Annotated in this window: 8 protein-coding genes; 3 read left to right on the top strand and 5 right to left on the bottom strand. The window is 46.6% G+C overall.

All coding sequences use genetic code 11. From position 1 onward, the window contains the following. The first annotated feature begins 475 nt into the window (after positions 1 to 475). Positions 476 to 952 carry a DUF2489 domain-containing protein gene (locus tag ACN0R1_RS13065; protein WP_417583531.1) on the top strand — a complete coding sequence of 159 codons (477 nt, stop codon included), beginning with the start codon at positions 476 to 478 and terminating at the stop codon, positions 950 to 952. Further along, complete coding sequence (locus tag ACN0R1_RS13060) at positions 952 to 1,326, top strand: hypothetical protein (RefSeq protein ID WP_417583529.1); 375 nt, start codon at positions 952 to 954, stop codon at positions 1,324 to 1,326. Before ACN0R1_RS13065 ends, ACN0R1_RS13060 begins: the two co-directional genes overlap by 1 nt. 5 nt (positions 1,327 to 1,331) lie before the next feature. On the opposite strand, the gene ACN0R1_RS13055 is transcribed toward ACN0R1_RS13060, so the two are convergent. From ACN0R1_RS13055 to dacB, 5 genes are all read right to left on the bottom strand, one after another. Continuing rightward, entirely contained in the window at positions 1,332 to 3,953 is a 2,622-nt protein-coding gene (locus ACN0R1_RS13055; protein ID WP_417583527.1) for an ATP-binding protein, read from the bottom strand. Beyond that, the gene (locus ACN0R1_RS13050) at positions 3,953 to 4,786 is read right to left on the bottom strand and encodes an ABC transporter substrate-binding protein (protein WP_417583525.1); all 834 of its coding nucleotides are present in this window, start codon (positions 4,784 to 4,786) and stop codon (positions 3,953 to 3,955) included. The genes ACN0R1_RS13055 and ACN0R1_RS13050 overlap by 1 nt, the downstream gene beginning before the upstream one ends. A gap of 134 nt (positions 4,787 to 4,920) precedes the next feature. Next, positions 4,921 to 7,035, bottom strand: coding sequence for a TonB-dependent receptor plug domain-containing protein (locus tag ACN0R1_RS13045; RefSeq protein WP_417583523.1), 2,115 nt, complete (start codon positions 7,033 to 7,035; stop codon positions 4,921 to 4,923). A 38-nt stretch (positions 7,036 to 7,073) separates the two neighbouring features. Beyond that, positions 7,074 to 9,182 (bottom strand): TonB-dependent receptor plug domain-containing protein, encoded by a 2,109-nt coding sequence (locus tag ACN0R1_RS13040; protein ID WP_417583521.1) that lies wholly within the window; start codon positions 9,180 to 9,182, stop codon positions 7,074 to 7,076. A 68-nt stretch (positions 9,183 to 9,250) separates the two neighbouring features. Then, entirely contained in the window at positions 9,251 to 10,699 is a 1,449-nt protein-coding gene (gene dacB, locus ACN0R1_RS13035; RefSeq protein ID WP_417583520.1) for a D-alanyl-D-alanine carboxypeptidase/D-alanyl-D-alanine-endopeptidase, read from the bottom strand. Between the two features lie 129 nt (positions 10,700 to 10,828). Here dacB and ACN0R1_RS13030 point away from each other — a divergent pair, with 129 nt between their 5' ends. Next, on the top strand, positions 10,829 to 11,917 hold the full coding sequence (locus tag ACN0R1_RS13030) for an MlaE family ABC transporter permease (protein WP_417583518.1): 1,089 nt from the start codon (positions 10,829 to 10,831) through the stop codon (positions 11,915 to 11,917). The last annotated feature ends 1 nt before the right edge of the window (position 11,918 follow it).

The following is an 11,918-nucleotide window of genomic DNA, read 5'->3' as shown; positions in this document are numbered from 1 at the left end:
CCGATGGTAGTGTGGGGTCTCCCCATGTGAGAGTAGGTCATCGCCAGGCACTTAATACTAAAGAAAGGGTCATCCAGAAGGATGGCCCTTTTTTTATATCTGCTCGTTGTGACCTGCTCGCACATGGCCCAGGTGACAACAGCGCGTAGCGCGTTGAACGTCGGAGCCTGCGACGACGGCCCCGAAGCGCAATGCGCTGAGTGGGTGAGGGCGTAGCCCGAATAAAGTAGGTCATCGCCAGGCACTTAATACTAAAGAAAGGGTCATCCAGAAGGATGGCCCTTTTTTTATGTGCAGAATGTACGGGCAGAAAACTGCTCCTGCGTTTTCTGTATACTCGCCGACCATGGCGTTATATGCCTCGATAGCGGGGATACCCATCAGCGGCAATGCAAACAGCCGCAGTTCCAGCTCAATGATAAGATCACACAAAAGCTGTAATATAGTGTGTCACCCTCTGGAATGAAGAGTTGTTATGACTGTTACTTATTTATTAATTTGTGCTTTAACAGTGGTCTGCGTCGGCCTCGCTGTTTATATTGTTTACTTGCTGCGACAAAGCACGCAACGAAAAAAGCAACAAAATGAAGTCTCTGAAGCTTATGCCGCGTCAGCGCTTAAGCAGCGCACTTATCTTATCGACAGTATTCGAATTATTTCTCGCGGTATACTTGAAGACCAGTGTCCTCTCACAGAGGGTTGTATTCGTATCAAGGTTCTTTTAGACAACTTGTCGCCGCAAATGCACCAGCAGGAGTTACTTACTGTTATTGAGCTGGTCTATGGAAAGACTGAGCACATTCCAATGCTGGATGATTGGAAACGTCTTTCTTCTGAAGAAAAGCGCAACTACCAGCAAGAGCTTGAATTGGTGGAACAGCAGCATGGTGAAGCGATACGAGCTGCCGCAAAGTTTTTACTTGATTACCCATTTGATCAAATGGCACATTGATGGAGTTTCTGATTGTTTTTGTGGTCAGTGCATTTTTCTTGGCGCTGATCGGTGTGGCTATGGCGTTTGGCAAGTCACCTAGTTACCGGCCAGATCGTCACTATGTACTGAAGTTGATCAAAGGGGTTGAAGATCGTACAACAACAGAGCAGGCTTGGGATATGCTAATAGGCTATCCAATCAGTCATGATCCGGAACTTGAGGCTATTCGCCGACAGCTGGTTGAGTTACATGAAGGTAATCTAGATAGGCCAGCTGCACGGCAGGGGATTAATGGCTATATCTATGATCGTGAAAGTCGTCAGCGGTTACAAAGTGTAGTTATTCAGTTGGAAAAACTGATAGCAGAATCACCGGTTACTCGAGAGTTTTGATTATTTCAAAGTGTCCGCATTCCCTTTACCACCCGCGCAAGTTGATTGTACACACTCCATATTTTACGTATATCTCGGCTAATAACCGCTTTGCGTAATTGATGGGCTATGTTCTCTATTTCCGGATGATCGAATAAGCCAGCAAAACCATGTAACTGGTGTGCGTTACGTCCGATGGCAGCATAGTCTTTGGCATAAATTCGTGACTGAATCTCCTTGAGCTGACGCTCTATCTCTTCCTCAAACTCCAGATTACTCCAAGAGGCGGCGGATTTTTCCACAGCATTAGTTGGTTTTTTGATATCCAGTGTGCTCAGCAGTGCATAGAGTTTTTCGATATTAAGGGGTTTGATCAGTATTTTATTGATCCCAAGTTGATTGAGTAGCTGCTGTTCACGTGAGGAGATATTTGCAGTCAACGCGATGATATTAGTATTAGGATGCTGATCAAGTATTTGGCGTGAAGCTTCGATACCATCCATATCCGGCATATTTATATCCATAAGCACTATATCCGGCATCTTTTCAGAAACAGCTTTAATAGCCTGTGCACCGGTAACCACTTCCCGGCTGCTAATACCTGCCTGTTTAAGAATACGTTTGATCAGTAAGCGGTTATAGTCATTATCCTCAGCAATCAGAATTTCCAGCTTATTGAGTTGGTAATTTGTATAATCCTTACCTTGTTCTTGCTGTTCAGGATACTCCAGCACCGTGAGTACTTGAGTGGGAGACACGGGCTTGTTCAGTATACTGGCTTTGATTTTTTTCAGGCAATCCCATCGGAAATTGGCTGGCAGCAGTAAAATCAGCTTTACGCCAGGGAAGCGTTGACGTAGCGACTCTGTTTGACGTAGCAGGAGATCAGTATCTTCTTCCAAAACTGAGTGACTGAGTAGAATATGGCTAATAGGTTCTTCAGTACTCAGAATGTCTTCAAGACGCTCGCTGACGCGGCAGGGATAGCCGTAGTGCTCGAACAGTTCCAATAGATTTTTTCGTGAAGCCACATTTTTTTCGACGACGGCAATTGAGTACTCTGCAGTTGTTGTTTTAATTGAGAAATCATCGATTAAATCAATACTGAAAAGTTCAGTTTCGCTAGTGAGCGGTAGTTGAATATCAAAGGTAGTACCTTTGTCGGGCTCACTACGTACCTCAATATTGCCGCGCATAAGCTTCACAAGGCGATACACGATCGCTAACCCTAATCCGGAACCACCGTATCTACGGCTGATACTGTTATCTGCCTGGGTAAAAGAATCGAACATCTTACTTTTGTATTCTGGCGAAATCCCTATGCCTGTATCAGATACGCTGAGGGTCAGTATGTGTTTGTCAGGTTGGTATTCGGTATGTAATACAATGTGCCCCGTTTCCGTGAACTTGATCGCATTGCCAATCAGGTTCGTTATGATCTGGCGAATACGTGTTGGATCTCCAGACAGATGTATCGGTAGATTAAAGCCACCACTGAATATGAGCTCAATACCCTTGGAATGTGCAGCAGGCGCTTGCATCTCCAACGCCTGATGAATCAATTGTTCTGGGTGAAATTCGATGGTTTCTAGCTCTAGCGCATCGGATTCCAATCGAGTGAAATCCAGCAAGTCATCTATCAGAGTTAAAAGCATCTGTGATGTATGATCAACGATTTTCAGATAATGGGCGCGTTCCTGCTCACCACTACCCTCTTGTATCATGCGTGTAAAACCTATTACTGAGGTTAACGGGGTACGCAGTTCGTGGCTCATACGTGCAAGAAACGCATCTTTAGCACGGTTTGCTGAGTCGGCTTTTTCATGTGCCCGTACTAACTGTTGGTTCTTCCGCTCTAGTTCCTGCAGGCTTACAGACAAAGCTTGAGTAGCCTGGGTGATACGGGTTTCCATATGTCGATTAGACTGTTCAAGTGATTTTGCCAGCTCATTGATGCCTTCACCGAGCTGATTGAATTCATCTGTCTGACTTGTGGGTGCTCTGACCCCCAGATTTCCCCGCCTGAGCTGGGTAATGATGTCAGAAAGTTGCTTAATTGGTTGGCTGATTTTTCTGCCAAAGTAACTTGATATGGAAAAGGTGATTAAAAATCCACTGAATATAATAAATAGACTATTGCGAATAATAAGTAACTGTTGCTGGCGTATAGGCTCATCTGAAAAAATTAGTGTGACCCAGCCGACGGTTTCTATAGATGTTTGCTCAGCAAAGAGTTCTGGCACATTATCAGTACGTATAGGTGTTGGCTTGACGGGATGACTGAAATACCAATGCTGATTGACTAAAGCAGAGGGCTCAGGCGGAAAACCGATGGTTAATTCGAATGTATCTTCCCTGTAAATGATGTTCATATCTCGATCCATGAACAACACGTCGATGACCAGTGGGTTTTGCATCAATTGATGGCTCAGAGGCCGAAGTTCTGCCGCATTGTTACTCAGAATGCCGAATTCAGCGGCGGCTGAGAGTAACTCGCTTAGTTCTTGCCCCTTTTCCAATAAGCCGGTTCGGGCGTAATTGAGTTGTGTATAAGTGAAGAAAAATCCAAGTATGCAGGTAATTACCAGCATTGGAATTAAGGAGAGAAATAGTACGCGTTGACGAATGTCAGAATTAAACTGTGGCATCAGGGAAATACCTCAGTCAGATGTTGAGTCAGGACGTCTGCTGCTGGTAAATCTAGCCTGAGGGTTCTGGCCGCTGATTGATTAATGTTTAATGTAAACTCTACCGGATAAGCCGGTGCTGGCATTATGTCCGTACTGGTCAACTGACTCAGCACCTGGCTGGTTTGTTTAGCCAGCTGTTGTGGTGTTGTATACATAGATACAACAGCACCTGCTTCAGCATAACTGGCCGAGAATCCAATTAGCGGAACGCGATTTCGCAGGGTGATATAGAGTGACCAGCGCGTTACATTACGGTTAAAGCTGGCACTATCCGGCAGTGATAAGAAGACATCACTGCGCTGAATCAACGGTGTAAGTACTTGAACCGGATTCTGTTGTTCGTCCAGAAATGCATGCTGTGCTTCAAAGCCAGCTGCTCTGCTGAGCGCCATAAAGGCTTGTTGCTGATAGACAGAACTACTGCCAAATACTGTACCTATCGATTGTGCGCTAGGGGCGATTAATCGGGCAAGGAGTATTTGACGCTGCAACGGTTGATCCATAAAGATGGCAGTAACGCCTGCCGTAGCTACAGCTGGGCCAGTTCGATATTTTTCAACTAGTTGTATAAACGTTTGAGAGGGCAAGAAGGTACAGACGATATCACTGTGCTGCCAGGTAAGTTGCAAAGCTGTTTCGCAGGCACGTGTACCTATGGCTAGTATTAGATCTGGAATAGTTACCATATCACTGTCTAACTCTTCCAGAACGAGAGTACGGTAATCAGTAAAGGTTTCGGTTTGTATTGCGTTTGCCAGGTCCTGATAGATGTGATGGCGGTCACTTAACAATATGACCAATGTTTTTGAGTGAGCATGTGACGAGGTTGAAGACAAAAAACATAGCAGTAATACATAGCCCGCCAAGCGGCTGGCTAATTTGTATGGTATGAATTTTAACCTTTCCCTATACATCCTGTCCGCCGTTAATCCATCGTCAGTCTGAATTGCAGAAAGACCCTGCGATCAAACTCATTATCCTGATAAAAGGACTTATAGCTACCGTGAAATGCATTTTGGATGACCGCAGCTAATTCAATTTTCTGTGAAGCATTTTGCCAATACCTGGCTAGTTTCAGGTCCAGTCGCTGATAATGTTCCTGTGGAGTCAGTGTCCCATAACTTCCACGCCATCGCACCTGATCCATGAAGTAATAGGCACTGCTTAGGTTGGTGTTTTCGTTAAGTTGCCAGTTCAGTAGTGCTGAAAGTGTATGCTTGGGTGAAAGCTGCCCGCCTGGAAAATGTGTAAATGCCTCATCTTGGTGTCCTTGGTCCCAATTGCCAGCGTGATTATCAAGATAGCTATAGTTAACAATTAGCCAGAAGCTATCATGAGGTTGTAATTTCAGTTGAGCTTCCATGCCTTGATTTCGCCAGTAGCCACGGTTCATTTTCATGCCTGCGCCATCAGACTGTCTGACATTGACGATGGCATCGGATATACGTTCGTGAAAGATCCTCAGGTCGAGGTAACCATTCAATGGGGTTAGATTGTGTAATATCCCCACTTCCCAGCTTTGGTTACGCTCAGGTCCGAGTTCTGGATTAGGACGATCAATGGGATGAAACTGATCAGGGGGCAGTTCCACTCGATAGTTTCCCCGTCGTTCCAATAACGAAGGTAAGCGTTCACTATGGCTATATCCTAGGCGTATACTGGTATCGTCTGATAGTTGTCGGTTAACCGCCGCGCGGGTAGATGTAGCGCTTAAGTCACCGGGTTGTACTTCATGCATAATACCCAGGTTAACCAGTAGTTTCGGGGTAAGTTGAAATTCGCTACTGTGGAATAGGCGGTAACGCTGATCGCTGATATCGTCTTGCTGCAGCAGAACAGGGCTGCTGGCATGGTCATTACGAAATCCCAGGCCGGTATAGCTGTTAAGACCAAAACGGCGGGTTTCCAGGGCTATTTCAGTGTCCAGGACATGGGTTCTACCATGCTCTCGATAGCCCCTGAATTCTGGATTCAACTGTAACAGCTGTTCTGCCATGGCTTGAGTCTGATACGCTTCTGGCAGATAGTAGGTCAGTATATCTTCCGTTGTAGGACGTGACTCATCTAACTTTAGATCGTTGCGATAGGCGCTGATATGAAGCGTGGCATCCGGGGTCAGCAAACGTGACCAATTAATTTGTTGGTGATTGGCTCGGTAATCAGAGCGGCTAATATAGTGTTGATTGTCAGGGAATCGATGGTATGGATACAGATAGCCTAAATGTGTGTAGCCTTGATCAATACCCAAGTGCAGATTGACTGTATCGAAGAGGCTGGGTGCAAAGCTAAGATCGGCGCTGAGGTATTGTCGATTGGCACTGTCATTGAAACGTGAGCTGCCGGCATTGGATTCTCGGCTTGCACTTATCCTGTAAAAAATATTTTGTGATTCACCACTATAACGCAGATGTCCGTTTTGAGTTTGTTTCGATCCAAGCGTGCCTGCCGCTGTTAGTTTAGCGTCGGACGCTGGATGTCGCGTTATAAAGTTGATCGCGCCCATGAATGCATTGGAGCCATAGGTGGCTGCACTGGAGCCCCGGACAACCTCTACACGTTCAATGTCCTCAGGATGCAACCCCAAGGATGTCCAGATTACGGTCGATAAAAGTGGTAGATAGACCGACCGACCATTGACCATCACTTCTAATTGGTTGGGAAACTCATCATTCATGCCATGGTAGTTGGCACCAAACTTGTTGGCATTGACATGAAATACTTGAAAGCCCGGTACCAGTCTTAACAGGTCAGGTAGTGTTTGTGCACCAGAAGCTGAAATAGTGGCACGATCCAACACTGTCACAGAGGCGGGTGTATCGTGAAGATTTTGCTTTAACCGACTGGCTAAACTGACAACGGGAATATCAGCGATGAAGTCAGCTTCACTTAGCAAAGTCTGCTCAGCAGCAAGAGTCAGATGACCTGTACCTAGTAAATAAATCAGGATAATGTTGACGGGAAAGGAGTTGCCCGAGCGTATAGTCTGGCAGAGATTTTGAATTGGCTGCGCTGATTTAGATGCTTTCAGAGACTGTAGCATGCGGGTCCATCCACAATAGGTTCCGGTTTTAACAAAAACTAGTGATATTTTAAACGAAACTGTACAAAAAAACGACGATCAAAGTCGTGATAGTCGTAGAACTCTTTATAACTGGGGCCAAAGGCATTCTGAATAGTCAGCGATAGTTCGGCTTGTGTTTGAGGGCCCATAGTCCAGTGTCTTGCCGCACGAAGATCTGTGCGGTTATAAGCATCCCGATTATCCCCTTCCAGCCAGTGCATTTGATCGACAAAATAGTGGCTTGCGCTTAGATTTATATCAGGAATCGGTTGCCAGTTTAGTAGCATAGACGCACTGTGCCGGGCGGCAAGTTGATTTCGGTTAAATATCCGGTTGGCAGATACCGCATAACTTTTTGCCGTATTATTGACGTAGGCATAATTCAATAAAAACCAGAAATCATCTGTCGGCTGAAGTTTTAACTGGAATTCAGCACCTTGGTTTTGCCAGTCGGCGATATTTTTACTTATCCTGACTGTCTGGTCATTTGTATTGAGCTCATCGGTAAAGGCTTCTCGATAAGTGGCTATTCCTTTAGTTATCTTCTCATTAAAAATGCGCAGGTCAAAATAACCAGGTAGCGAGCTAAATTTATACAATAACCCAATCTCATGACTTAGTATGCGCTCAGGCTCCAAGTCTGGATTAGGTCTGCGAATGGCATCAAATATTTGACTCTTATCGGGCGTGAGATAAATAGTAGATTGGCTGTAGCGCTCATGCAGTGAAGGTAAGCGCTCGCTGCTGCTTAAGCCCAAGCGTAATGTGATGTCTGGCGTTACATGCAGGCTTAGTGCAGCTCGACCAGAGGTTGCCCCCGGACCTGAGTATTCCTTCTCATGCATAGCGCCTAGATTAATAGTATAGGCTTGGCTAGGACTGATAACACTATTCGCAAAAAGCCTGAGTCGGGTTGAATGCACATCACCTTGGTCAAAAAGTGTATCTCCTTTACCTGTATCCCTCCGATAACCGAGTCCAGCCGAGGTTGATGTTCGGTTTTGCTGGTGAATAATTGATAGTTGTAGGTCTTCCTGACGTGTCGAACCATTTTCAGCGAAGAGTCTTAGGCTGGGGGTGCTATCCAGAATCTGCCGGTAAAAAGTTTCTTCAGCAACGAAGTTGCCAGGGTTGGCCAACCAGGCAAAATACTCATCGGCTTTTAACGTTGTTCTGAGCGCTTCTTCTAAGGTTGGTTTCTGCTCATCCAGGCTCAGATAGGCTCGATAGCCTTGAAGCTCAAATGTTGTTTGTGGATTTAATGTGTGCTGCCATGCAATATGCTGGAAGTCTGAGTGATAGTCGCGCCTTGCTGTGGCGATATCGTATGGCGGATCATTAGCAGATTTTAAAGAACCTATCGTTGTATGCCCTCGGTCAACTCCTAGCCAGATGTCCACTTGATCCCACAAACTGGGTGCAAAACTGCCACTGAAATTCAAATAATTGCGTCTGGCGCCATCACTAAACTGCTTGCTGCCGGTATTTTCTTCATGGCTGGCGGATACTCGGTAATGACCCATAGAGGTATTGCCACTAAAGCGCAGATTGCTATTGGCTGTATCCAATGAGCCAAGTGTCACCGATGCAGAAGCCCTAGCTTCAGTCGACGGGTGTCGGGTGATGATATTAATGGCACCCAGGAATGCGTTGGAGCCTTGTGTGGCGGTATTAGACCCACGAACCACTTCTATACGTTCGATATCATCTAGATGCAATGCCAAGGACGTCCAGTCAGGCGAAGAAATCAATGGCATATAGACTGAACGTCCATCAACCATGACCTCAAGGCGGTTTGGAAAGTCATCACTGTGTCCATGATAGGTGGCCGCATATTTATTGCTGTTGACATGGGCTACCTGAAATCCCGGTACCAGACGTAATAGGTCCGGAACTGTTTGAGCTCCGGATGCTGTGATAGTGGCTCGGTCTATAACGGACACGGATACCGGCGCATCACTTTGGTGCTGAGACATGCGTGTTGCTGAAGTGACCATGGGGATATCGATCAAAAAAGCACTTTCATCCAAGTGTGATATGTCGGCTGTAGCCGCCGCTATCATGTAAAAGTATCCTGCCAGTCCAGACAGGAATACAGCTAGATTGTTAATTTTATAATGCCGCATTAATCTGGATCCGCTCATAACCGGGAGGGGTGCCCGTGTCGATTCAAACTCGTGTCTATTATGCCTACTTATCCACGACACTGCCCGGTTTTGTACACCCAGTCCAGCAAATTCTGTTGCATGCGTGTCCCATGACCTTGGTGTGCTTCGGGGTGATTGATCAAGAGCACAACCATAACATCTTCATTACACTGGTTTCTGACATAGCCAGCAATGGCTGAAACCTGATTGAGTAGCCCTGTTTTAAGGTGCATCTGGCCTGTTTTATCTTCATTGCGGTATTGGCGTCGAGTGGTTCCATCTATACCGGATATAGATAAAGACGACAGAAATTCAGGGCGTCTGGGACTATTCCAGCCCGCCTGAAGAACTTGCCCCAGTTGTTTTGGGGTGATCCGCGCGTTGCGGCTAAGGCCTGAGCCATTGTCAATAAACATACCATCAGTTTCGACACCTGCCGATGACAGTACATCAATCAATGCAACGCGTGCTTTTTCCAGGGTCGCTGGCTCACCCATTTTGTAAGCGCCCAGGGTTAATGCCATGTGGCGGGTCATGACATTGTGACTCCATTTATTAGAGACACGAATTAAATCAGCCAGCGGCCTGGAGATGTGGGTCATCAATGTTGTTTCATAAGGTAATGGTGAGCCGAAGTGGCTCAGAACCTCTCCGGTGAGTTCGCCACCCCATTGTGCCCAGTGCAGACGAAAAAGTTCGGCGGCATTGAAATCTGGTGCTACAGCCGTGCGCAACAGTTCGTAGTTACCACAGTTTACTGGATAGCTGCCGCTGAACGTAACCTGGTTATTATCACCTACGTCATAACGCACACCACGTTGCCATGCATCACAATTGCCACTACTGACTGGTGTTAGATTATTTTCAATCTGAAGACCTGGTAAAGGGGGCTCTGCTTCTATACGGATAGCGTTTCCATCTGGCAATATGTGAAAGCGAATGGCATTTGAATTGACATGTAAGGCATAGGGGAGTTGGTTATAAGCTCGGTAGGGTTGGCCATCAAAATCACCTGGATCTCCGGCAGGAAGCATATAGTAACTGGCATCCAGAATGACGTTGCCTTCGATACGCTTTAGGCCGGTCATGCGCTGCAGATCTCTTAACATGCGCCAGTGCTCTTCACTGACCGCACCAGGATCGCCGGTTCCGCGGAGAATCAAGTCGCCTTTCAGTACGCCGTTTTCAACCGCAGCAGTCGCACGGATGTCGGTTCTCCAGGTATAGGAGGGCCCAAGCTCTAGCAGCACTGCAAGGGTAGTAGCCAGTTTGATTGTCGATGCCGGATTAAACAGGCGGTCAGTATTGTGATCTACTAAAGGGGTACTGCTGTCGGTTTGTTGTACCCAAATACCCATGGCATCAGCAGGTAAGTGCTGGGCGTCAATGACTTGATTGAGGCTGGCAGGTAACTGAGCCGTTGCTGAAAAACTAACAAGAGCCAGTGATAGCGTACATACTAGCGTTTTTATAGTTGAAAATGGCGACACCTGCATCTTTCGCTCCCGAGAATAATAATGTGTGCATTATGGCAAAGCAGATGGCATACACAAGGGTCTACAACAGAAGCACTGACTGAAAATCTGTGATTCTGTTAGTATGCGGTCAGTTAAGGAGCCGCGGAAATGAGTGAACAAGCTGAATTACCGATGATAAACCGTTCAGGTGAGTCTATTTGTGTGGTGGGTAGCTGGGATACGCGCTTTTTGGCGCAGCAACAGTTATTACTCCAGTCTTGGCGTCAGTCTCCACCGACAGAAGCCAAGATTGATGCGCTGGATACTAATGGTGCGGTAGTACTGTTGCAATTAGTGGGGTTTGACTCTCGACATTGGCCACAAGGGCTAACGCAGGAACAAATCTATCTACTGACGTTTGTGAAAGGGCGCCTGACGGATGTGCCGACCAGTGAAAAACGCCTGAATCCTCTGGCTGAGTTGGGACGGCAAACGCTGCATAGTGTTGTACATGCGCGGCAGTTGTTGGATTTTGCTGGTCAACTGAGCGTATTACTGCTCAGCCTGGTTAAGCACCCACGTCAGCTAAAGGTGAAATTACTATTGGATGTGGTGCAACGGGATGGGCTAAATGCTGTGCCTATTATCGCGTTGTTGGCATTTTTGCTGGGTGCTGTTATTGCTTTTCAGGGTGGTCTGCAACTGGCTACTTATGGTGCAAATATTTTTGTTGTCGAGTTGATTTCGCTGATTATGCTGCGTGAACTTGCACCTCTGATCTGTGCCATTATTGTGGCAGGGCGCTCTGGGTCAGCCTATGCAGCGCAACTGGCGACGATGCAGATGAATCAGGAAGTGGTGGCGTTGAAAAGCCTGGGTCAAGACCCTTTTGTTTGGCTGGTCTTGCCCAAGCTGCTGGGCTTGATGCTGGTGATGCCATTGCTGACTGTGCTGTCGATGCTGGCGGGGATTGGTGGTGGGATGTTGGTGGCATCAATACAATTGGATTTAGGTGCGGTTGAGTTTATTCAGCGATTTGCTTCTACCGTTGACCCGGTTCATTTCTGGGTCGGGCTGATCAAAGCGCCAGTTTTTGCACTATTAATTGTCAATGTGGGCTGTATGCAGGGTTTTCTTGCTAAAGGTGGGGCCGAGGCTGTAGGCCACCGTACCACGCGCAGTGTTGTTCAGAGTATCTTCCTGGTAATCATTGTGGATGCACTGTTTTCCATTCTGTTTGCGCAATTGGGTTGGTAAT

This window comes from Nitrincola sp. (assembly GCF_048264025.1).
GTDB lineage: Bacteria > Pseudomonadota > Gammaproteobacteria > Pseudomonadales > Balneatricaceae > Nitrincola.
This window is presented reverse-complemented; position numbering and strand designations above follow the sequence as displayed.